This window comes from Streptomyces sp. NPDC043680 (genome assembly GCF_056436685.1).
In genome coordinates, this window is the sequence record NZ_JBWKCE010000002.1 from 375635 (window position 1) to 398780 (window position 23146).

Here is a 23146-nt window from a genome sequence, read left to right on the forward strand (position 1 = left end):
CCGGAGAGAGGGGCCCTCGGTGGACGACCGACAGGATCCGTACGACCGGTACGATCCGCGCACAGCCCAGGAGCAGCAGCTCATCGGCTACGACGCGTACGGGCGGCCGGTGTACGGCCAGGTGCCCGCGCAGCCCGCCCCGCCTGGCCCGCAGTACGAGCAGCACTACGGACAGCAGCAGAGTCAGCAGCAGAGCGAGCAGTACGGCTACGACTACCAGGGCTACGACGGGCAGCAGTACTACCCCCACCAGCCCGCCGCCGCGGACTACGGGCAGCAGCAGTACCCCCGGCCCCAGGAGGCCCAGGCCCCCTCCTACGGCTACGACACCCGCCAGGCCCAGCAGTGGATCCCGCAGCAGACCGCCCCGGAGCCCGCCGGCCCCCCGGTGGATGCGGAGCCCGAGCCGCGGCGGGCCGCCCAGGTCCCCGAGCCGCGCCGCGCCGAGTCCGCGCAGGACACCCCGGACTACCGCACCGAGCAGTTCGCCTTCATCGACCAGCCGGACGAGGACTCCGAGGACGTCATCGACTGGCTCAAGTTCACCGAGAGCCGCACCGAGCGCCGCGAGGAGGCCCGCCGCCGCGGGCGCAAGCGGGTGGTCGCGCTGATCGTCGTCCTAGCCCTGCTGCTCGTCGGCGGTGTCGGCTACCTCTGGTACGCGGGCAAGCTGCCGTTCCTCGACGGCCCCGGCCGGAAGAAGGACACCGCGGCCGCCTCCGGGCCGCAGAAGCGCGACATGATCGTCGTCCACCTCCACAACACCAAGAAGGGCGGCACCTCCACGGCGCTGCTCGTGGACAACGTGACCACGCAGAAGGGCGCCACCGTCCTGGTGCCGAACACCCTCAACGTCCCCAAGGACGACGGGACGGGCGGGCCGCTCGGCAAGGCGGTCGAGGACGGCGGTCTCGGCGTGCGCGAGTCCCTCGACTCGGTCCTCGGCACCCGCATCGGCGGCACCTGGCGCCTGGACACCCCCTTCCTGGAGAACCTGGTCGAGCTGGTCGGCGGCATCGAGGCCGACACCGACACCGCGGTCCCGGCCGACGAGGCCGCCAAGACCCCGGCCGTCGCTCAGGGCCAGAAGCAGCACCTCAGCGGCGCGATGGCCGTCGCGTACGCCACCTACCGGGCGCAGGGCGAGCCGGAGGCCAAGCAGCTGGACCGCCTGGGCAAGGTGCTCTACGGCGTGCTGCGCAAGGTCCCCGGCGACCCGAAGTCGGCCACCGTCACCGTCGAGAGCATGGGCCAGATCCTCGACCCGGCCCTGAACGCCCAGACCCTCGGGGCCCTGCTCGCCAAACTCGGCGAGCACGCCAAGGAGGGCGCGTACCGCACCGACGTCCTCGCGGTGAAGCCGGACGGCACGCTCACCGACGACAGCAGCAAGAACGTCGTCAAGGAGGTGCTCGGCGGCAGCTTCACGGCCGCCCAGGCCGGCACCGCCCCCCGCGTCGGGCTCAAGGACGCCACCGGCGACGAGAAGACGCAGATCGCGGCGAAGGCGGCCCTGCTGAACGGCGGCTACACCTTCGTGGACGGCGGCAGAGCCGACAAGACGCAGTCCACCACGCAGATCACGTACCAGGACGACGCACAGCGGGCCAGGGCGGTCGATGTCGCCAAGACGCTGGGCCTGCCGGAGACGGTCGTGAAGAAGGCCGAGAACGCCGTGAACGCGGACGTCGTGGTCACCCTCGGCAAGGACTACAAAGCGTCCTGAGCCGGCCCCCGGCCGTGCCACCGCCCGCGCGGAACGCTGCGCGCGGGCGGTGTCGGCGGTACATGAGACCCTTGTAGGGATCTGCCCGCCAACCCGAAAGCATGGCCAGTGACCGCCACGGACCGCTCCATCGAGCTCATCACGACCGCCGCCCAGGCCGCGGCCGACCGGCTCGCGCACGACATCATCGCGTACGACGTCAGCGACGTGCTGTCGATCACCGACGCCTTCCTGCTCGCTTCGGCGCCCAACGACCGCCAGGTCAAGTCGATCGTCGACGAGATCGAGGAGCGCCTGCAGAAGGAGCTCGGGGCCAAGCCGGTGCGCCGGGAGGGCGACCGCGACGCCCGCTGGATCCTGCTCGACTACGTCGACATCGTCGTCCACGTGCAGCACAGCGAGGAGCGCGTCTTCTACGCGCTGGAGCGTCTGTGGAAGGACTGCCCCGAGATCGAGCTGCCCGAGGACGCCAAGCTGACCAAGGGCAAGGCCGAGGAGCACGCCAAGCTGCGGGAGGCGGCCGGCGACGACGAACTGGACGGTGATCTGTTCTGAGCACGACCAGCACGAGCGGCACCAGCGGCACGACGAACGGTGCGAAGACCGGCCGCAAGATCGTCCTGTGGCGGCACGGGCAGACGGCCTGGAATCTGGAGCGCCGCTTCCAGGGCTCCACGGACATCGAGCTGACCGAAACGGGCCGGACGCAGGCGCGCCGGGCCGCCCGGCTGCTCGCCTCGCTGAAGCCGGACGCCATCGTGGCCTCCGACCTCCGGCGGGCCTCGGCCACGGCGGCCGAGCTGGCCTCCGTCACCGGCCTGCCCGTGGCGCACGACGCGGCGCTGCGCGAGACGTACGCCGGTGAGTGGCAGGGCCTCACGCACGAGGAGATCCTCGGGAAGTACGGCGAGCAGTACGCGGCGTGGAAGCGCGGCGAGCCCGTCCGCCGGGGCGGCGGCGAGCTGGAGACCGAGGTCGCCGACCGGGCGGCGCCGGTGGTGCTGGAGCACGCGGACCGGCTGCCGCAGGGCGGCACCCTCGTCGTGGTCAGCCACGGCGGGACCATCCGCACGACCATCGGGCGGCTGCTCGGCCTGGAGGCGCACTACTGGGAGGGCCTGGGCGGGCTCTCCAACTGCTGCTGGTCCGTCCTCGGCGAGGGCGCGCGCGGCTGGCGCCTGCTGGAGCACAACGCCGGCACGCTGCCGGAACCGGTGCTCGGCGACGACGACTGACGGACGCCGACGGGTGGCCGGCGGACGACCGGACGGACGGCTGCGGGACGACTGACGGCGGCCTGACGGCCGTCCGGGGGCCGTTCCGACCCGGATTTCACTTTCCGGCTGGTCACAGGCTAGAGTTCTTCTTGTTCGCAGCGCGGAACACCGGAAACGGGGGGAGCGCGGCGGAGAGCGGGGCTATAGCTCAGTTGGTAGAGCGCCTGCATGGCATGCAGGAGGTCAGGAGTTCAATTCTCCTTAGCTCCACAATCAGGATCCCGTCCCCAACAGGGGGCGGGATTCTTCTGTTTGTCCCTTCCGTCCTCTGCGTCGGCTGACCTGCCCCGCGCCCGCGTGGCAGAATCGGACAGCCGAAGGGGGAGTCGACGGCCCGACGTGGGAGGGAGTCGCTGACGGATGGGTGCACACCGGCGGCGGTGCGACTGGTGCAACAACGGCACGCCGATCGTGCGGGACATGGAACCGGTCAACCCCGACTACCAGTACTGGTGCGAGGAATGCGCACGGGCGTTGATCATAAAAGGCGACCCGATCGAGACGTACCGCGAGCTGGAGGGCGAGCCGATCTACGGTCGGCTGCTCGACGAGCACTGCACGCTCAAGCGGTTCTACCAGTTCGCCAGGGCCTAGACGGCGTTCCCGCCTCCGGGCCGTGTCCGGGGCGGTCCCGGGTCGCGGTCCGGGACGTGGCCCGGCCGCGACGGGGCGAATCGGGCAAATCCCCTCGCCCGGAAATCGATTTTTGGACCTGGGCCATGACCGTGTAATGTTCTCGATGTCGCCAGGGGGAACCGGCAAGGGAAACCGAGCAGGAGCCCGGCGGCAGAGAAGCAAGGGGCTATAGCTCAGTTGGTAGAGCGCCTGCATGGCATGCAGGAGGTCAGGAGTTCAATTCTCCTTAGCTCCACAGTGAGGAAGCGGGTCACCCGGATCGGGTGGCCCGCTTCTCGTTGTGCGGAACGGTCGAGCGGCCGCGGGGACCGCTGCGGTACCCTGACGCCATGCGTGCCGTACGCCTTCTGCTTACCGAGCCGCGCTGATCAGTGCCGACCCTTCCAGACGGTCGGCATCGGCGCGGCGCCCCCTCCTGTGCGAGGGGTTTTTTCGTTTGGGCAGGCAGAGACGGCAGAGACGATCGATGGAGCTTCAGGAATCATGAGCGAGACGAACACCCCGGCCCCCGAGGCGGCCGAGGCGCACCGTTACACGGCTGCCCTGGCCGCCGACATCGAGGCACGCTGGCAGGACGTATGGGACGCGCAGGGCACCTACGAGGCCCCGAACCCGACCGGTGACCTGGCCGGGGACCCGGCGGTCGTCGCCCGTCCCAAGAAGTTCATCATGGACATGTTCCCGTACCCCTCCGGTGCGGGCCTGCACGTCGGCCACCCGCTCGGCTACATCGCCACGGACGTCTTCGCCCGCCACCAGCGGATGACCGGCCACAACGTCCTGCACACCCTGGGCTTCGACGCCTTCGGCCTGCCGGCCGAGCAGTACGCCGTCCAGACCGGCACGCACCCGCGCGTCTCCACCGAGGCGAACATCGAGAACATGAAGGTCCAGCTGCGCCGGCTGGGCCTGGGCCACGACAAGCGCCGGTCGTTCGCGACGATCGACCCGGACTACTACAAGTGGACCCAGTGGATCTTCCTGCAGATCTACAACTCCTGGTACGACGCCGACGCGCGCAAAGCCCGGCCCATCGCCGAGCTGGTCACCGCCTTCGAGAACGGCTCCCGCGAGGTGCCCGGCGGGCGCGCGTGGGCCGAGCTGACCGCGGGCGAGCGGGCCGACGTACTGAACGAGTACCGGCTGGCGTACGCCTCGGACGCGCCGGTGAACTGGTGCCCCGGGCTGGGCACCGTACTGGCCAACGAGGAGGTCACCGCGGACGGCCGCTCCGAGCGCGGTAACTTCCCGGTCTTCAAGGCCAAGCTGAGCCAGTGGAACATGCGGATCACCGCCTACGCCGACCGGCTGCTGGACGACCTGGACGCGCTGGACTGGCCCGAGGCCATCAAGCTGCAGCAGCGCAACTGGATCGGCCGCAGCGAGGGCGCGCGCGTCGACTTCCAGGTCGGCGACGCCGGCGCGATCACCGTCTTCACCACCCGCCCCGACACCCTGTTCGGCGCCACGTACATGGTGCTGGCGCCCGAGCACGAGCTGGTTGAGAAGATCGTCCCCGCCGAGTGGCCCGAGGGCACCCACCACGTCTGGACCGGCGGCGCCGCGACCCCGGGCGAAGCCGTGGACGCGTACCGCAAGCAGGCCGCCCAGAAGTCGGACGTGGAGCGCCAGGCCGAGGCCAAGGACAAGACCGGTGTCTTCACCGGCGCCTACGCCACCAACCCGGTCAGCGGTGACCTGGTCCCCGTCTTCATCGCGGACTACGTGCTGATGGGCTACGGCACCGGCGCGATCATGGCCGTCCCGGCGCACGACTCCCGCGACTTCGCCTTCGCCCGGGCCTTCGAGCTGCCGATGCGCTGCGTCGTGGAGCCCTCGGACGACCGCGACGCCGACCCGGCGGAGTGGGACGACGCGTTCACCTCCTACGACGGCACCATTGTGAACTCGACCGGCGAGGGCATCTCCCTGGACGGCCTGGGCGTCGTCGAGGCCAAGTCCGCCATCACGGCGTGGCTGGCCGAGCAGGGCATCGGCGAGGGCACCGTCAACTTCCGGCTGCGCGACTGGCTGTTCAGCCGCCAGCGGTACTGGGGCGAGCCCTTCCCCATCGTCTACGACGAGGACGGCGTCGCCCACCCGCTGCCCGAGTCGATGCTGCCTCTGGAGCTGCCCGAGGTCGAGGACTACTCGCCGCGCACCTTCGAGCCGGACGACGCAGCCTCCCAGCCCGAGACCCCGCTGTCGCGGAAGTCCGACTGGGTCAACGTCGAGCTGGACCTGGGCGACGGCCGCGGCGTGCGCTCGTACCGCCGCGAGACCAACACCATGCCGAACTGGGCCGGTTCCTGCTGGTACGAGCTGCGCTACCTGGACCCGCACAACGACGCCTCCCTGGTGGACCCGGAGATCGAGCAGTACTGGATGGGGCCGCGCGAGGACGCCCCGCACGGCGGTGTCGACCTGTACGTCGGCGGCGCCGAGCACGCGGTGCTGCACCTGCTGTACGCGCGCTTCTGGTCGAAGGTGCTGTTCGACCTGGGCCACGTCTCCTCGGCCGAGCCGTTCCACAAGCTGTTCAACCAGGGCATGATCCAGGCGTACGCCTACACCGACGAGCGCGGTGTGTACGTCCCGGCGGCCGAGGTCGAGGAGCGCGACGGCGGCTACTTCCACCAGGACAAGCCGGTCAAGCGCGAGCACGGCAAGATGGGCAAGTCCCTGAAGAACGCGGTCACGCCGGACGAGATCTGCGAGGAGTACGGCGCGGACACCCTGCGTCTGTACGAGATGGCGATGGGCCCGCTGGACGTCTCGCGCCCGTGGGACACCCGGGCCGTGGTGGGGCAGTACCGGCTGCTGCAGCGCCTGTGGCGCAACGTCGTGGACGAGGAGACCGGCCAGGTCACCGTCGTCGACGCCGAGCCGGGCGAGGAGACGCTGCGTGCGCTGCACAAGGCGATCGACGGGGCCGGCTCGGACATGGCGGGCCTGCGGTTCAACACCGCCATCGCCAAGATCACCGAGCTGAACAACTTCCTGACGAAGGCGGGGCGCCCGCTGGAGCGCTCGGTCGCGGAGCGTCTGGTCCTGCTGATCGCCCCGCTGGCCCCGCACATCGCGGAGGAGCTGTGGCACCGCCTGGGGCACACCGAGTCGGTCGTCCACCAGGACTTCCCGGTCGCCGACCCGGCGTACGTCGTGGACGAGAGCGTGACCTGCGTCGTCCAGATCAAGGGCAAGGTCAAGGCCCGGCTGGAGGTACCGCCGGCGATCTCCGAGGGTGACCTGGAGCAGCTGGCGCTGACCGACGAGGCGGTCGTGGCGGCGCTGGGCGGTGCGGAGATCCGCAAGGTGATCGTGCGGGCGCCGAAGCTGGTGAACATCGTCGTCTGAGGCGCCGGACCGGATCTTCCGGGCTAGGGGTCTTCCCGTACGGGCAGGTTGGGGGTTCGTTTGGAACCCCCGGCCTGCCCGTGGCGTTTACGGTGGAGGGGACGGCAAGAGGAAGGGAACCTCATGGAGGCGGGCGCGTTGGTCATCATCATGGCCCTGTTGGTGCTGTTCGCCTTCATGGGCCTGGGGCTGTGGGCCACCGTGAAGGCGGTCGGCGCGGCGAAGCGGGGGGTGGACCGTACGATCCACCAGGCCCGGCGGACCGTGGAGGACACCACCTTGAAGGCGCGGAGCCTCGGCCAGGTCGGCGTCGCGGGCGCCTTGGCGCAGCTGCGGCTGGACCTGCGGACGTCCATGCGGGCCACGCAGCAGGCCTTGCACCAGGGGGTCCAGACGGATGCCTCGTTGAAGGAGTCGATCGGGCTGTTCGAGCGGCTCAGTGCCCACGGGCGCGAGCTGGACGACGAGCTGAAGCGGCTGGAGCAGGAGCCGGACCGCAGGCGCATCGCCGACAACCTGCCTGACCTGCGGGAACGGGTGGGGAAGATCACGCAGGCGGCGGACTCCCTGCGCTGGGCCGCCAGGGACCGCGCCCGCCGCTTCGCGGAGGACGAGCTGTCGGTGCTGTCGGAGCAGATCAAGATGGAGTCGGGCGCGCTGCGGGACTGGTCCCGGGAGCCGGTGGACGACCTGGCGGCGGCCGCAGCGGCCTGGGACGCGACGCAGGGACAGGGACAAGGACAGGGCGGCCGGGTGCCGTCGGAGGGGCAGGGACAGGCTCCGTCCGCGGACCGGCCTCAGGCCCTGGATCCCGCGGCGCCGACCGTTCGCTACCCGTGGCAGAAGGCCCCGCGCCCGGAATCGACGACCTGAGCCACCGCCGTCCGGCCGGTCGCCGGGTTCGGTCGCCGGGTTCGGTCGTTGGATTCGGGCGGGAAGGCGGCCCCTTTGGGCCGGGTCGCCGGGACGGGTCGCGGTGTGGGGGCACCGAGTTGGGGTTCCTTCCGTACGGCGCGGGCCGGTGAGGCATGATCCGGGTCCCGGGCACAGGGTGCCGTCCCGCCCCCACTGGCGGTAACCTCCGGCTCATGTCCCGCCATGTCGCGATCGTCACCGATTCCACGGCCTACCTGCCCCCACAGGCCCTGACGCGGCACGGGATCACCTCCGTCCCGCTGACCGTGGTCCTCGGCGGGGAGGCCCTCGAAGAGGGCACCGAAATCTCGGCCCGCAGCCTCGCCCTGGCCCTCCAGAAGCGCCGTTCGGTCACCACGTCCAGGCCCAGCCCCGAAGAGTTCGCCCGCGCCTACGAGGCGGCTGCGGAGGCCGGTGCGACCGGGATCGTCAGCCTGCACCTGTCCGCCGAGTTCTCCGGCACCTACGACGCCGCCGTGCTCGCCGCCAAGACCGCGCGGGTGCCCGTGCGCGTGGTCGACACCGGCATGGTCGCGATGGCCCTCGGATTCTGCGCCCTCGCCGCCGCCGAGACGGCCGACGCAGGCGGAACCCTGGACGAGGCCGTGGCCGCCGCCGAGAAGCGGGCCGCCGACATGTCGGCCTACTTCTACGTCGACACCCTGGACTACCTGCGCCGGGGCGGCCGCATCGGCGCCGCGCAGGCCCTCCTCGGCTCGGCTCTCGCCGTCAAGCCGCTGCTCACGCTGGACGGCGGCCGCATCGAGATGTTGGAGAAGGTGCGTACGGCCTCCAAGGCCATCGCCCGGCTGGAAGAGCTGGCGGTCGAGCGCGCCGGAACGGGCAGCGTCGACGTGGCCGTGCACCACCTGGCGGCGCCGGAGCGGGCCGAGAAGCTCGCCGAGCGGCTTCGCGAACGCATCCCCGGCCTGGTCGAGCTGCACGTCAGCGAGGTCGGCGCGGTGATCGGCGCGCACACCGGACCGGGGCTGCTGGCGGCGGTCGTCTCGCCCCACTGAGCTCGGCCTCCGTGCCGGGCCCGGCACGCGGCGGGCGCCCGCCACTCGCTCCCCGGGCACCGGAACGGGTGGTGGCGTTATCCACAACGGACGGGTTATGCACCGGAATTGGGCGGTCCGAGCGGGATGGGGGAGGGGCCCCTACCGTCGTGGCATGACTCTTCGCACACGACGTTCGCATCCCGCCGGCGCCACCAGCGGCCCCGGTCGTCCCCGTCTCTCCGACGGCCGGCTCCGACACCGCCGCGGTCGCCGGCCGGTCCCGCCCCACGATCCGGGGGACGTGGCGGTACGCCGCCGGGCGGAGGCCCTGCTCGGGGGCAGCGGCCCGCCGCAGGTGCCCGTGCCTGGGCCCCCGCCCGATCCGGTCCGGGCGCCGGTCGCGGCGGATCCCGGAGTCGCGGCGGATCCCGGGCCGGAGCGGGTGGCCGGGTCCGGGCCGGAGCCGCCGCGTGCGGTGTCCGGGGCGGCCTTGCGATGGCTTGCCGTCCGCGAGCGGCTGCCGATGTGGGTGCAGGCCCGGTGCGGGGTGGAGCCGCGTGCTGTGGCAGCGGTGGCGGTGGTGCTGGCCGCCGCGGTGGCCTTCGGGGTCCAGCAGTACTGGTCGGGCCGGCCGGAGCCGGTGACCGCCCCGGCGGTGGTCGCGCCGACGGCGGGACCGGCCTCGGCGGGCGGGCCCGAGGGGGCTGCCGGACCGCCGGCCGGTACCGGGGGCGCGGGCGTCGTGGTGGATGTCAGCGGCAAGGTGCGTGACCCCGGGGTGCGCAGGCTGCCCGCCGGTTCGCGGGTGGAGGATGCGCTGGCCGCCGCCGGGGGTGTGCGGCCGGGTACCGACACCACCGGGCTCAACCGGGCCCGGGTGCTGGTGGACGGCGAACAGGTGCTGGTGGGCGCCCCCGCGCAGCCCCTCCCGGGCGGAGCCGGGGCGAGTCCGGCTCCCGGCCCGCTGAGCCTGGGCACGGCCACCGTCGAGCAGTTGGACGGCCTGCCCGGGGTCGGGCCGGTGCTGGCGCAGCACATCGTGGACTTCCGGACCGCCCGCGGCGGTTTCCGGTCCGTGGAGGAGCTCCGCCAGGTGGACGGCATCGGGGAGCGGCGCTTCTCCGACCTGCGCAAGCTGGTGCGGCCGTGAACCGCCCCGAGGCGGCGGGCCCGGTGGATCTGCGCCTTGCCGTGCCGGCGCTGGCCGCGTGGGCGGGGGCCGCCCTCGCGCTCGGTGCGCCGGCCGGTCGGACCGCCGTCGGGGTGGGGCTCGGCGTCATCGGCGCCGGACTGCTGGTACTGGCCGGATGCCGGCGTCCGGAGCGGCTGTGGAAGCTCGGCACCGCCGCGGCCCTGGCTCTGCTCGCCGCCTCGGCGGGGGCCGGGGTGGCGGGCCTCCAGCAGGCCGAGGCACGGGCCGGGCCGGTCGTGGGGCTGGCCGGGGAGCGGGCCAGGGTGCTGGCCGAGCTCACCGTCGGCTCCGATCCGCGAACCGCCCGGAGCGGGAGCGAGCCGCCCGCGGTGGTGCTGGACGCCGTGCTGACCCGGGTGACCGGGCCCGACGGGACGCAGAGCCGCGTCGAGACCCCCGTACGGGTCGTGGCCGGGCACCCGCAGTGGGCCCGGCTGCTGCCCTCCACGCGGGTGGAGGTGGTCGCCCGGCTGGCTCCGGGCCGGGCGGGGGAGCGGGCCGTGGCGCTGCTGCGCCCCGCCGAAGACACCCCGCCGCGGGTGGCCGGCGGGCCCGACGCCCTCCAGCGGGCCGCCGGGAGGCTGCGGGCCGGGCTGCGCGAAGCCACCGAGGGGCTCGCGCCGGATGCCAGGGCCCTGTTGCCCGGGCTGGTGGTCGGGGACACCTCTCGGGTGCCGCCCGACCTGGACGAGGCGTTCCGGGCCACCGACCTGCTGCATCTGCTGGCCGTCTCCGGGTCCAACCTGACCGTGGTGCTGTTCCTGCTGATCGGCCCGCCGGCCCGTGCCCAGCAGGCGGAGCGGAGTGGGCTCGCGCCCCGGCTCGGGCTCTCGCTGCGGGCGACCGCCCTGTGCGGGACGGCGCTGACGCTGGCGTTCGTCGTGGTGTGCCGGGCGGAGCCGAGCGTGCTGCGGGCCGCGGCCTGCGGGACGGTGACCCTGCTGGCCCTGGCCACCGGGCGGCGCAGATCCCTCGTCCCCGCCCTGGCCGCGGCCGTGCTGCTGCTGGTGCTCTGGGACCCGTGGATGGCCCGCAGTCCCGGCTTCCTGCTCTCGGTCCTGGCCACCGGGGCCCTGCTGACGCTCGGCCCCCGGTGGAGCGAAGCCCTGCGGCGGCGCGGGATGCGGCCGCGCTTTGCGGAGGCGCTGGGGGCCGCCGCCGCGGCGCAGGCGGTGTGCGCACCGGTGGTCGTCGTGCTGTCGGCGCGGGTGAGCCTCGTGGCGGTGCCGTGCAACCTGCTGGCCGAGCTCGCGGCGGGTCCCGCGACCGTGCTCGGCTTTGCGGTCCTGGCCGCCGCCCCGCTGTGCATGCCCGCCGCCGAGCTGATCGCGCGGTGCGCGGGGGTGCCCGCCGGGTGGATCGCGGCCGTCGCCCGGACCGGGGCCCGGCTGCCCGGAGCCGAGTTCGCCTGGCCGGGCGGGGTCTCCGGGGGCCTGCTGCTGGCCGTGGTCACCCTGGCCGTCGCGGTGCTGGGGGCCCGGCTGGTGCACCGGCCGTGGGTGTGCTCGGGCCTGGCGGTGCTGCTGCTGCTCGCCCTGCTGCGGCCGCCGCAGTTGACCCGTACGCTCACCGGCTGGCCTCCGCCCGACTGGAGTTACGTGCAGTGCGCGGTGGGGCAGGGGGACGCCGCCGTCCTCGCCGCGGGGGCGGGTGCGGCCGTCGTGGTGGACGCCGGTCCGGAACCCGGCCCGGTGGACGCGTGCCTGCGCGCCCTGGGGGTGCACCGGGTGCCGCTGCTCCTGCTGACGCACTTCCATGCCGACCACGTCGGCGGCCTGGCCGGGGTACTGCGGGGCAGGACCGTGGGGGTGATCCAGACCACCACACTGGAGGAGCCGGCCGGGCAGGCCGCGTTCGTCCGCCGGACCGCGGCCGCCGCCCGGGTGCCCGTCGTACCGGCGAAGGCGGGCGAGCGGCGCAGGGTCGGAGCCTTGGAATGGGAGGTGCTGTGGCCGCCGCCGGAGGGTCCGCCGCCCGAGGGCCCCAACGACGCGAGCGTGGCCCTGCTGGTGCGCAGCGCCGGCCTCACCCTGCTGCTGCTCGGCGACCTCGAACCCCCTGCGCAGCAGGCGCTCCTGAGCGGCCGTCCGGACCTGGGGCCGGTCGATGTCCTGAAGGTCGCCCACCACGGCTCGGCCCACCAGGATCCGGGCCTGCAGGACCGGATCCGGCCCCGGCTGGCGCTCGTCCCGGTCGGCGAGGGCAACCGCTACGGGCATCCCGCGGCGGGTACGCTCGCGCGGCTGCGGTCGAGGGGGGCGACCGTTCTGCGCACGGACACCGACGGCTCGATCGCCGTGAGCGGGAGCGGCCCGCTCCTACGGGCGTTCCCGTCCGGCCGGCGGCGCCGACGACACGGGCGGACGGGGCGGCCCGCCTCTGTTTGCCCCCGACCCGACAGCATGATCGAATGCGTTTTCGCCAGAGCGGTACAAGTCCACACAGCACGGGGGTGCATCAACCATGTTCGGTCGCCGACGGGGGTTGGATACGGCCGGGAGTGCCGGCCCGAATTCCACCGCGACACTGACGCTGCCTCATGCGGCGCGCCTGCTCAGCTGCCGCGTCCTCGACACGGTCCACCAGCCGGTCCGGCAGGCGAGGTTCGAGGTCACCGACCCGATAGGCCGGCGCATCGTCAGCGGCGAGACGGACCCGTACGGCGGGTTCACGGCGGCCGTGCCGGAGGGGGAGTACCGGCTCCTCGTCACCGCCGAGGGCTACGCGCCGTTCCACGGGGCGACGCTCGTGGGGGATCCGGCGCAGGCGGGCACCGCGGAGATCATTTTGGACGCGGTGGAACCGCCGCTGCTGCCGCAGCCCGGCCACTGGGAGCTCGACCCGGCGCACTCGTGCGTCGCGTTCACGGCCCGGCACATCGGTTTCGCGCGGATCCGCGGCAGGTTCAACACCTTTGCGGGGGCCGTGCGGATCGCCGACCGCATGGAGGACTCCTCCATGCACGTGATCATCGACGCGGCGAGCATCGACACCGGTCTGCGGATGCGGGACGACCACCTGCGCTCCGCCGACTTCCTCGACGCGGCCCGGTATCCGACGGTGGAGTTCTACAGCGAGCGGTTCATCCACCGCAGCGGCAGCCGCTGGGCCGTCGCGGGTGCCCTGACCCTCCACGGGGTCAGCAGCTCCGTGACCCTGGACACCGAGTACCTCGGGCTCGGCACGGGCCTGGAGGGCGAGCCGCGCGCCGCCTGCCGGGCCACCGCCGAGCTGCACCGCGAGGACTTCGCCCTGAACTGGCAGTCGGTGCTGGCCCATGGGGTCGCGGCGATCGGTTCGAGCGTGGACGTGACCCTGGACGTCCAGATCGTCCACAAGGCGTAGGGCAGGCCGGCGGAGGTCCGGCGGAGGGCCTACGGGGCTTCCAGCCAGCCCTCGTACGCGCCGGCGAGGCCGTCCAGCAGGGCTGCGTCGAGCCGCTCCTGGGGGTCCTCGACGACGACCAGCCACTGGGCGTCCTCGGCGTCGTCCTCACCGGCCAGGGCGTCGCGGACCAACTGCGGCTCCTCCGGGAGGCCGAAGCGGTCGGCCACCTCCTGGGCCACCTCCTCGGCGGCGTCGCGGTCGGGCAGCACCAGCACATGTCGCACGTTCACGCGACCATTCTCAAGTATGCGCTGAGGGGGGCCGCGGCGCGGGGGGCTGTCAGTGCGGCGTGGGATGCTGGAGGCGATGGCCACCAGGAAGAACTCCACCGACGATCCGCTCGCCCCGTTCACCCTCGCGGTGGGGCAGGAGGACCTGCTGCTCGACCGCGCCGTGCGGGAGGTGGTGGCGGCTGCCCGCGCCGCCGACCCCGACACGGACGTGCGCGATCTCGCCCCCGAGCAGCTCCAGCCCGGCACGCTCGCCGAGCTGACCAGTCCTTCGCTCTTCTCCGAGCGCAAGGTGCTGGTCGTACGCAATGCGCAGGACCTGTCCGCGGACACGGTCAAGGAGGTGAAGGCGTACCTCGCGGCGCCGTTCGAGGAGATCGTCCTCGTCCTCCTCCACGCGGGCGGCGTCAAGGGCAAGGGCTTGCTCGACGCGGCGCGCAAGGCGGGGGCGCGGGAGATCGCCTGCCCGAAGATGACGAAGGCGGCGGACCGGCTCTCGTTCGTACGGGGCGAGTTCCGCACGCTGGGGCGGTCGGCGACCCCGGAGGCGTGCCAGACGCTGGTCGACGCGATCGGCAGCGACCTGCGGGAGCTGGCGAGCGCGGTGGCGCAGCTGTGCGCGGACGTCGAGGGGACCATCGACGAGTCCGTGGTCGGCCGCTACTACACCGGGCGGGCGGAGGCCTCCAGCTTCACGGTCGCCGACCGGGCGGTCGAGGGGCGGGCGGCGGAGGCGCTCGAAGCCCTGCGATGGTCCCTGTCCACGGGAGTGGCGCCCGTCCTGATCACCAGCGCCCTGGCGCAGGCGGTCCGGGCGATCGGAAAGCTGGCCTCGGCGCCGCGCGGGGCCCGGCCCGGCGATCTCGCCCGGGACCTCGGCATGCCGCCGTGGAAGATCGACCGGGTGCGGCAGCAGATGCGCGGCTGGTCGGCGGACGGCGTCGCGGACGCCCTTCGCGCCGTCGCGGACGCCGACGCCGGCGTCAAGGGCGGGGGCGACGACCCCGAGTACGCGCTGGAGAAGGCGGTCGTAGCCGTCGCCCGCGCGGCCCGCCCCCGCCGCTCCGCATACTGAGCCCGGCGCTGGGCGCCAAGACCCGGACGCCCCGCCCTGCGGCGGGGCCGCTTGCGCCGGTCCGCCGGCCCGGGCAGGGCCGCCTGCCCCGCCGGGCCCGTCGGCAGCTGCCTGCGCCGCGGTGCAAGCCCATGCCGAAGGCCCCGGTCTCCGCCCTGGGGAAGGGTGGGGAACGGGGCCTTCGGTTGCTTCTGGTGCGCCGCACCCGCGTGGCGAACGCAGGCCGCGTGCGGCGCGGAGTGCCGGTCGGGAGCGGAAGAGAGGGCCCGCTGGGTCCCTACCCGGCTTTCACATCAGGTAGCTCAGCCCTGGAGGGAGCCAACCTTGGAGGCCAGCGCCGACTTCTTGTTGGCGGCGGCGTTCTTGTGGATGACACCCTTCGAGACGGCCTTGTCCAGCTTCCGCGAAGCGACGCGAACGGCCGCGGTGGCCTTCTCGACGTCACCGGCGGCAACGGCCTCGGTGGCCTTGCGGATGAAGGTCTTGAGCTCGGACTTGACGGACTTGTTGCGAAGGCGGGCCTTCTCGTTCGTCTTGTTCCGCTTGATCTGGGACTTGATGTTCGCCACGAAAGAGCCTTTTCAGGTTCAGAGTTTGATCTTCGGATTGTGTCCCGACAGCTGAGAGGGCATACGAGACACAGCTGCCCAGGCTACCAGGCGCGCTCCGACCGGCCCAAACCGAGCGCACTGCCTCGTTCATGGGACCATGGGAACCTGCGTACAGACCCGAACTGTCGCGGAGACCGACGCTCAGACAACGCTTCCGACTGCGACCCGAGAATCAGGACACTGCGTGCCCGCGATCCCCAGCCACGTGCCCGAGCCGAGCCGTACCGACCCGGCGCTGATCCGCAATTTCTGCATCATCGCGCACATCGACCACGGCAAGTCGACCCTTGCCGACCGGATGCTCCAGCTCACCGGTGTCGTCGACCAGCGGCAGATGCGCGCCCAGTACCTCGACCGCATGGACATCGAGCGTGAGCGCGGCATCACGATCAAGTCCCAGGCGGTCCGACTGCCCTGGGCGCCCACCACGGGCGACGACCAGGGCAAGACGCACATCCTGAACATGATCGACACCCCCGGGCACGTCGACTTCACCTACGAGGTCTCGCGCTCCCTCGCGGCGTGCGAGGGCACGATCCTCCTGGTCGACGCCGCCCAGGGCATCGAGGCGCAGACCCTCGCCAACCTGTACCTGGCGATGGAGAACGACCTGGCGATCGTCCCCGTGCTGAACAAGATCGACCTGCCGGCCGCGCAGCCGGAGAAGTTCGCCGAGGAGCTCGCGAACCTGGTCGGCTGCCAGCCCGAGGACGTCCTGCGGGTCTCCGCGAAGACCGGTCTGGGCGTGGACGTGCTGCTCGACAAGGTCGTCGCCACCGTCCCGGCCCCGGTCGGTGTCAAGGACGCCCCCGCCCGCGCGATGATCTTCGACTCGGTCTACGACTCGTACCGCGGCGTCGTGACGTACGTCCGTGTGGTCGACGGTCAGCTCAACAAGCGCGAGCGCATCAAGATGATGTCCACCGGCGCCACCCACGAGCTGCTGGAGATCGGCGTCTCCTCCCCGGAGATGACCCCGGCCGACGGCATCGGCGTCGGCGAGGTGGGCTACATCATCACCGGCGTGAAGGACGTCCGCCAGTCCAAGGTCGGTGACACCATCACCAGCCTGGCCAACGGCGCGACCGAGGCCCTCGGCGGCTACAAGGACCCGAAGCCGATGGTCTTCTCGGGCCTGTACCCGCTCGACGGCTCGGACTACCCCGACCTGCGCGAGGCCCTGGACAAGCTCCAGCTCAACGACGCCGCGCTGGTCTACGAGCCGGAGACCTCGGCGGCGCTCGGCTTCGGCTTCCGCGTCGGCTTCCTCGGCCTGCTCCACCTGGACGTGGTCCGGGAGCGCCTGGAGCGCGAGTTCGGCCTCGACCTGATCGCCACCGCGCCCAACGTGGTCTACCGGGTGGTGCTGGAGGACGGCAAGGAGGTCACCGTCACCAACCCGAGCGAGTTCCCCGAAGGCAAGATCAAGGACGTGTTCGAGCCGGTCGTACGGGCCACCGTGCTCGCGCCGACCGAGTTCATCGGCGCCATCATGGAGCTCTGCCAGCAGCGCCGCGGCACCCTGCTCGGCATGGACTACCTCTCCGAGGACCGGGTCGAGATCCGCTACACGCTCCCGCTCGCGGAGATCGTCTTCGACTTCTTCGACCAGCTGAAGTCCAAGACGCGCGGTTACGCCTCCCTCGACTACGAGCCCACCGGCGAGCAGGCCTCCAGCCTGGTCAAGGTCGACATCCTGCTGCACGGCGACAAGGTCGACGCCTTCTCCGCCGTCTGCCACAAGGACGCCGCCTACGCCTACGGCGTGCGCCTGGTCGCCAAGCTGCGCGAGCTCATCCCGCGGCAGGCCTTCGAGGTGCCGATCCAGGCGGCCGTCGGCTCCCGCGTCATCGCCCGCGAGACCATCCGCGCCATCCGCAAGGACGTCCTCGCCAAGTGCTACGGCGGTGACATCTCCCGTAAGCGGAAGCTGCTGGAGAAGCAGAAGGAAGGCAAGAAGCGCATGAAGATGGTCGGCTCCGTGGAGGTCCCCCAGGAGGCCTTCATCGCCGTCCTCTCCAGCGACGAGTCCGGTGGCAAGAAGAAGTAGCCACACCCGCCCCATGGCATACGAAACAGGCCTCCGCGCGCCGTCGCAGGGGCCTGTTTCGTTATGAATCGGCGGCTCAGGGGCTCTTACGCGCCAGCCGGAGGGCCCCTAGTCTGATCACACCCGTTGGTTACTCGCCAGTTACAAGCCTTGGCCGCCACCTTGGTCGCAGCCCTGGTTGCAAGCCCTGTTGGAAGCCTTCATTCACCGCCTTGAATGACAGGCCCTGCCGCGTGGTCCGGAGGACGTCCGTGAGCGACACACAGACCCTGATCGAGAACCGCCCGCCCACCGTGGCGGCCCTCTTCCTTGAGCGTGTCGGCGCCACGCCGAACGCCGAGGCCTACCGGTACCCGGTGCCGGCGGCGGACGGCCACGGCGGCCCCGACGACTGGAAGTCGCTGAGCTGGGGCCAGGCGGCCGAGCGGGTCTTCGCCATCGCCGCCGGCCTGATCGACCTCGGCCTCCAGCCGGAGAACAGGGTCGCGCTCGCCTCCAACACCCGCGTCGAGTGGATCCTCGCCGACCTCGGCGTGATGTGCGCCGGCGGTGCCGTCACGACGATCTACCCGAGCACGAACGCCGAGGAGTCGGCGTTCATCCTCGCCGACTCGGACAGCCGCGTGCTGATCGCCGAGGACGCCGCCCAGCTGGCCAAGGCCCGCGAGCGGCGAGCCGACCTGCCCGAGCTCGCCCACGTCGTGGTCGTGGAGGCCGCCGACGCGGTGCCGGCCGAGGGCGACCCGGAGGGCTGGGTGCTCTCCCTCGCCGACCTGGAGGCGCGCGGCAAGGAGTACCTGGCCCAGCACCCGGGCGCGGTCGAGAAGCGGATCGCGGCCATCACCGCCGACCAGCTCGCCACCCTCATCTACACCTCCGGCACCACCGGCCGCCCCAAGGGCGTACGGCTGCCCCACGACAACTGGTCCTACATGGCCAAGGCGACCGTGGCCACCGGCATGATCTCCAGCGACGACGTCCAGTACCTGTGGCTGCCGCTCGCCCACGTCTTCGGCAAGGTGCTGACCTCCGGGCAGATCGAGGTCGGACACGTCACCGCCGTCGACGGCCGGATCGACAAGATCATCGAGAACCTCCCGGTGGTCCAGCCGACCTACATGGCGGCCGTCCCACGCATCTTCGAGAAGGTCTACAACGGGGTCGCGGCCAAGGCCCGGGCCGGCGGCGGCGCCAAGTACAAGATCTTCCAGTGGTCGGTCGGCGTCGCCCGCGAGTACGCCAAGACCAGGCAGGACAACCACCGCCGCACCGGCAACGCCACCGTCCCCTTCGGCCTCGCCACCAAGCACAAGATCGCCGACGCCCTCGTCTACTCCAAGCTCCGCGAGGCCTTCGGCGGCCGGCTGCGCGCCGCGGTCTCCGGCGCCTCCGCCCTCGCCCCCGAGATCGGCTACTTCTTCTCCGGCGCCGGCATCAACATCCTGGAGGGCTACGGGCTCACCGAGTCCAGCGCCGCCTCCTTCGTCAACCCGGGCGAGGCCTACCGCACGGGCACCGTCGGCAAGCCGCTCCCCGGCACCGAGGTCCGCATCGCCGAGGACGGCGAGATCCTCCTGCGCGGCCCCGGCATCATGCAGGGCTACCACGGCCAGCCCGAGAAGACCGCCGAGGTGCTGGAGGAGGACGGCTGGCTGCACACGGGCGACATCGGCGAGCTCTCGCCCGACGGCTACCTGCGCATCACCGACCGCAAGAAGGACCTGATCAAGACCTCGGGCGGCAAGTACGTCGCGCCGGCCGAGATCGAGGGCCAGTTCAAGGCGATCTGCCCCTACGTGTCGAGCATCGTCGTGCACGGCGCCGACCGGAACTTCTGCACCGCCCTGATCGCCCTCGACGAGCCGGCCATCCTGGGCTGGGCCGCCGAGAACGGGCTGGAGGGCAGGACGTACGGGGAGGTGCTGGCCGCGCCGGAGACCAACCGGCTGGTCGAGACCTACGTACAGACCCTGAACGAGGGCCTGCAGCGGTGGCAGACGGTGAAGAAGTTCCGGATCCTGCCGCGCGACCTGGACGTCGAGCACGGCGACCTGACCCCCAGCCTCAAGCTGAAGCGGCCCGTGGTCGAGCGTGAGTTCAAGCACCTGATCGAGGAGATGTACGAGGGCTCGCGCGAGGCGTAGCCCCCGCGGCGGGCCCGGCAGGGCGGGGCCGGGCCCGGCCGGGCGCCCGGTCCGCCGGGCCGGCCGGCCCCGGGCAGGCGTCCGGGGCCCGGTTCGGGGTGCGGGACAATGGGGGCATGCCTTCCGCCCTGCCCGACGGTGTCCCCGTGCCCGAAGACGGCTCGCTGCCGTCGCATGCCCTGGCGGGAGCCGGGGACCGGCCGCTCGGGTTCTACCTGCACGTCCCGTACTGCGCCACGCGCTGCGGGTACTGCGACTTCAACACGTACACCGCCTCCGAGCTGCGCGGCACCGGCGGCGTGCTCGCCTCCCGGGAGAACTACGCCGACACCCTGATCCAGGAGGTCCGCCTCGCCCGCAAGGTCCTCGGGGACGACCCGAGGGCCGTGCGGACCGTGTTCGTGGGCGGCGGTACGCCGACGCTGCTGCCCGCCGGGGACCTCGTACGGATGCTGGCGGCGATCCGCGAGGAGTTCGGCCTCGCGGAGGACGCCGAGATCACCACAGAGGCGAATCCGGAGTCGGTCGATCCGGCGTACCTCGCGGAGCTGCGGGCCGGCGGCTTCAACCGGGTCTCCTTCGGCATGCAGAGTGCCAAGCAGCACGTCCTGAAGGTGCTGGACCGCACCCACACCCCCGGACGCCCGCAGGCCTGCGTCGCCGAGGCCCGTGCGGCGGGCTTCGAGCACGTCAACCTGGACCTGATCTACGGCACGCCGGGGGAGTCGGACCAGGACTGGCGGGACTCCCTGGAAGCCGCACTCGCGGCCGGGCCGGACCACGTCTCGGCGTACGCGCTGATCGTCGAGGAGGGCACGCAGCTGGCGCGGCGGATCCGCCGCGGCGAGGTCCCGATGACGGACGACGACGTCCACGCCGACCGGTACCTGATCGCCGACGCGGTCATGGCCGAGGCCGGGTACTCCTGGTACGAGGTCTCGAACTGGGCCACCTCGCAGGCGGGCCGCTGCCTGCACAACGAGCTGTACTGGCGCGGCGCCGACTGGTGGGGCGCCGGCCCCGGCGCGCACAGCCACGTCGGCGGCGTGCGCTGGTGGAACGTGAAACACCCCGGCGCCTATGCCGCCGCGCTGGCGGAAGGGCGCTCCCCCGGGGCGGGCCGCGAACTCCTCACGGAGGAGGACCGCCGCGTCGAACGGATCCTGCTGGAGCTGCGGCTGGTGGACGGCGTCCCGCTGTCCCTGCTGGCCCCGGCGGGGCTCAAGGCGGCCGGGAAGGCGCTGGCAGACGGGTTGCTGGAGGCGGCCCCGTACGAGGCGGGGCGCGCGGTCCTGACCCTGCGCGGGCGCCTGCTGGCCGATGCGGTGGTGCGGGACCTGGTCGACTGACCGGGCCCCGCCCGGGCCGGCCGGGGTCAGTCGGGCCAGCTGTCGCGCCACGGCTTGTGGTGAGGGTTGTCCTGGCACTCGTTCATGATCTCGGTCTTGGTGGCCTTGTCGACCGGGCAGACCGCGACGATGAACGACCGCTCGATACCGCCGGGGAAGGCGACCTCCACCTGGGAGGCGTACTTGTGGGTGTCGCCGATGGTCAGGTTGACGTCCACGCCGCCGGGGGGCGTCGATGCTGCCGGCGGACGGCTGTCGGAGCGGTAGAGCTGCTTGCAGTTGATCCGTCAGGCCGGGGACGGCGTGATGCGGTTCACGTCGGCCCGCTTGTCGGCGGCGGCGAAGAGGTGGTCGCCCACCCGGGGGCAGGAATTCGCCGGGGCGGCGTGCGCCGCGGGCGTGGCCGAGGCCGAGGCGGGTGGGAGCAGGGCGGCGGCGAGCAGGATCGCGGCGCAGCACCGCGCGCTGCCGCAGGTCGAAGGTGATCATGGCGTGTAGCCTTGCCTTCCGTCGCACCCCGCACACGTACTGTCACCAGAAGGTGGCGTGTCCAGGGGGCGCAGGCCTCCGGTCAGGGCGCCGTCACGAAGTCGATCAGCTCTTCGACGCGGCCGAGCAGGGCGGGCTCCAGGTCCTTGTACGAGTGCACCCGGGACAGGATGTGCCGCCAGGCGGCACCGGTGTTCTCCGGCCAGCCCAGGGCCCGGCAGACGCCCGTCTTCCAGTCCTGCCCCGGCGGGACCACCGGCCAGGCCGCGATGCCCAGTGCGGACGGTTTCACGGCCTGCCAGACGTCCACGTACGGGTGTCCGACCACCAGCACGTCCGGCGAGACGACCGAGGCCGCGATACGGGACTCCTTCGAGCCCGGGACCAGGTGGTCGACCAGGACGCCCAGCCGGGCGTCCGGGGCCGGTCCGAACTCCGCCACGACCGAGGGCAGGTCGTCGACGCCCTCCAGGTACTCCACCACCACGCCCTCGATGCGCAGGTCGTCGCCCCAGACCCGCTCCACGAGCTCCGCGTCGTGCCGCCCCTCGACGTAGATCCGCCCGGCCCGGGCCACCCGCGCCCGCGCCCCCGGCACCGCCACCGAGCCCGACGCGGTCCGCCCGGGACCCTTCGGCGCCCGCACCGGGCGGGTCAGCGTCACCACCGCGCCCTCCAGCAGGAAGCCCCGGGGCGCCAACGGGAACACCCGCCGCTTGCCGAAGCGGTCCTCCAGGGTCACCGTGCCGGCCTCGCAGGCCACCACCGCGCCGCAGAAGTCCGTGTCCGCCGCCTCGACCACCAGGCCGGGCTCGGCCGGTACCTCGGGCACGGCCTTGGCGCGCTTCCACTGCGGGGTCAGGTCGGGGGAGTACTCACGCATCCGGCCGACAGTAGAAGAGCCCCCGCGCTCAGCCCTCCGACACGCCGAACAGCCCCCGCAGTGTGTCGCGTTGCGCACGGACGAAGGCGGCGGAGACCACCGCTCCGTGACCCGGCACGTACAGTGCGTCGTCCCCGCCCAGCGACAGCAGACGGTCGATCGCCGCCGGCCACTGCGCGGGCACGGCGTCCCGGCCCGCCTGCGGTGCGCCCGACTCCTCCACCAGGTCCCCGCAGAAGACCACCTCGCGCTCGCCCGGCACGCACACCGCCAGGTCGTAGCGGGTGTGCCCGGGCCCCACGTTGGCCAGCAGCACCTGCAAGCCGCCCAGCTCCAGCGTCCACTCGCCCGACACCGGGTGCTTCGGCAGCACCAGCACGTCCACCGCCTCGGTCGCGTCCGCCTCCGCCAGCCCGTGCCGGACCGCGTCCTCCCGCAGCTCCGCGCGGCCCGCCGTCAGTGCGGAGTCCAGCCCGACCGCCCCGTAGACCTCCGCCCCGGCGAAGGAGGAGGCGCCCAGGACGTGATCGAAATGTCCGTGGGTGAATGCGATATGGGTCACGCGCCGACCCGTCAGCCGCTCCGCCTCGGCCCGCAGCTGCGCGCCCTCGCGCACGGAGGAACCGGGGTCGATCAGGAGCACGGATTCGTTGCCCACCACCAGCCCCGCCGTGCAGTCCCACACCGGAAGCCGCCGCCGTCCGGTCCGTCCGGTCAAGCGCTCCCAGCCGGCCTCTTCCCATCGCAGTTCCATGCCGCGACGCTACCCTGGCGGGCCGCCCTTGCCGGGGGTGTACCGCCCGGCCGTACACTGGCCGGGGGAT

General features: G+C 72.5%; 17 protein-coding genes, 2 tRNA genes and 2 pseudogenes. 16 read left to right on the top strand and 5 right to left on the bottom strand.

Annotated features, from left to right (window positions below):
* Positions 1–19 precede the first annotated feature (19 nt).
* The 12 genes and pseudogenes from AC0666_RS05065 (at position 20) to AC0666_RS05120 (ending at position 13449) form a co-directional block, all read left to right on the top strand.
* A complete protein-coding gene (locus AC0666_RS05065; RefSeq protein ID WP_478707112.1) occupies positions 20–1726 on the top strand; it encodes an LCP family protein in 1707 nt (568 codons plus the stop codon).
* A 108-nt stretch (positions 1727–1834) separates the two neighbouring features.
* Entirely contained in the window at positions 1835–2281 is a 447-nt protein-coding gene (gene rsfS / locus AC0666_RS05070) for a ribosome silencing factor (RefSeq protein ID WP_361713689.1), read from the top strand.
* A complete protein-coding gene (locus AC0666_RS05075; protein WP_468968523.1) occupies positions 2278–2961 on the top strand; it encodes a histidine phosphatase family protein in 684 nt (227 codons plus the stop codon). Before rsfS ends, AC0666_RS05075 begins: the two co-directional genes overlap by 4 nt.
* Positions 2962–3140: 179 nt before the next feature.
* Positions 3141–3213 (top strand) — tRNA-Ala (locus AC0666_RS05080).
* A 150-nt stretch (positions 3214–3363) separates the two neighbouring features.
* The gene (locus AC0666_RS05085) at positions 3364–3597 is read left to right on the top strand and encodes a hypothetical protein (RefSeq protein ID WP_007264019.1); all 234 of its coding nucleotides are present in this window, start codon (positions 3364–3366) and stop codon (positions 3595–3597) included.
* 204 nt (positions 3598–3801) lie between these two features.
* Positions 3802–3874, top strand: a tRNA-Ala gene (locus AC0666_RS05090).
* 248 nt (positions 3875–4122) lie between these two features.
* On the top strand, positions 4123–6996 hold the full coding sequence (leuS, locus tag AC0666_RS05095; RefSeq protein ID WP_478707113.1) for a leucine--tRNA ligase: 2874 nt from the start codon (positions 4123–4125) through the stop codon (positions 6994–6996).
* Between the two features lie 123 nt (positions 6997–7119).
* Positions 7120–7869: a hypothetical protein gene (locus AC0666_RS05100; protein ID WP_478707114.1), complete on the top strand. Its 750-nt coding sequence runs from the start codon at positions 7120–7122 to the stop codon at positions 7867–7869.
* Positions 7870–8084: 215 nt separating this feature from the next.
* Positions 8085–8930 carry a DegV family protein gene (locus AC0666_RS05105; protein ID WP_468967884.1) on the top strand — a complete coding sequence of 282 codons (846 nt, stop codon included), beginning with the start codon at positions 8085–8087 and terminating at the stop codon, positions 8928–8930.
* A 283-nt stretch (positions 8931–9213) separates the two neighbouring features.
* Positions 9214–10062 carry a ComEA family DNA-binding protein gene (locus AC0666_RS05110; RefSeq protein WP_478707115.1) on the top strand — a complete coding sequence of 283 codons (849 nt, stop codon included), beginning with the start codon at positions 9214–9216 and terminating at the stop codon, positions 10060–10062.
* Positions 10059–12431 (top strand): annotated as a pseudogene (locus AC0666_RS05115) (ComEC/Rec2 family competence protein); the annotation flags it as partial. The gene AC0666_RS05110 and the pseudogene AC0666_RS05115, both read left to right, overlap by 4 nt.
* Positions 12432–12567: 136 nt before the next feature.
* Positions 12568–13449: a YceI family protein gene (locus tag AC0666_RS05120; protein ID WP_468967879.1), complete on the top strand. Its 882-nt coding sequence runs from the start codon at positions 12568–12570 to the stop codon at positions 13447–13449.
* Positions 13450–13478: 29 nt separating this feature from the next.
* On the opposite strand, the gene AC0666_RS05125 is transcribed toward AC0666_RS05120, so the two are convergent.
* The gene (locus AC0666_RS05125; protein ID WP_468583029.1) at positions 13479–13721 is read right to left on the bottom strand and encodes a hypothetical protein; all 243 of its coding nucleotides are present in this window, start codon (positions 13719–13721) and stop codon (positions 13479–13481) included.
* 76 nt (positions 13722–13797) lie between these two features.
* On the opposite strand from AC0666_RS05125, the gene holA reads away from it, so the two are divergent.
* A complete protein-coding gene (gene holA / locus AC0666_RS05130; RefSeq protein WP_468583031.1) occupies positions 13798–14796 on the top strand; it encodes a DNA polymerase III subunit delta in 999 nt (332 codons plus the stop codon).
* 302 nt (positions 14797–15098) lie between these two features.
* Here the strand turns inward: holA and rpsT are convergent, their stop codons facing one another.
* Entirely contained in the window at positions 15099–15365 is a 267-nt protein-coding gene (gene rpsT / locus AC0666_RS05135) for a 30S ribosomal protein S20 (protein ID WP_356852183.1), read from the bottom strand.
* Positions 15366–15591: 226 nt separating this feature from the next.
* Here rpsT and lepA point away from each other — a divergent pair, with 226 nt between their 5' ends.
* The 3 genes from lepA to hemW all read left to right on the top strand — a co-directional run bounded on the left by lepA (position 15592) and on the right by hemW (position 20950).
* Positions 15592–17457 (top strand): translation elongation factor 4, encoded by a 1866-nt coding sequence (gene lepA, locus AC0666_RS05140; protein WP_468583032.1) that lies wholly within the window; start codon positions 15592–15594, stop codon positions 17455–17457.
* Between the two features lie 251 nt (positions 17458–17708).
* Entirely contained in the window at positions 17709–19601 is a 1893-nt protein-coding gene (locus AC0666_RS05145; RefSeq protein ID WP_478707116.1) for an AMP-dependent synthetase/ligase, read from the top strand.
* A gap of 116 nt (positions 19602–19717) precedes the next feature.
* On the top strand, positions 19718–20950 hold the full coding sequence (gene hemW, locus AC0666_RS05150; protein WP_361713709.1) for a radical SAM family heme chaperone HemW: 1233 nt from the start codon (positions 19718–19720) through the stop codon (positions 20948–20950).
* A 26-nt stretch (positions 20951–20976) separates the two neighbouring features.
* Here hemW and AC0666_RS05155 read toward each other — a convergent pair.
* The 3 genes and pseudogenes from AC0666_RS05155 to AC0666_RS05165 form a co-directional block, all read right to left on the bottom strand.
* Positions 20977–21396 (bottom strand): annotated as a pseudogene (locus tag AC0666_RS05155) (scabin-related ADP-ribosyltransferase).
* A gap of 125 nt (positions 21397–21521) precedes the next feature.
* On the bottom strand, positions 21522–22322 hold the full coding sequence (locus tag AC0666_RS05160) for a DUF3097 domain-containing protein (protein ID WP_468583037.1): 801 nt from the start codon (positions 22320–22322) through the stop codon (positions 21522–21524).
* Between the two features lie 28 nt (positions 22323–22350).
* Positions 22351–23076: an MBL fold metallo-hydrolase gene (locus tag AC0666_RS05165; RefSeq protein ID WP_478707117.1), complete on the bottom strand. Its 726-nt coding sequence runs from the start codon at positions 23074–23076 to the stop codon at positions 22351–22353.
* Positions 23077–23146: the final 70 nt, after the last annotated feature.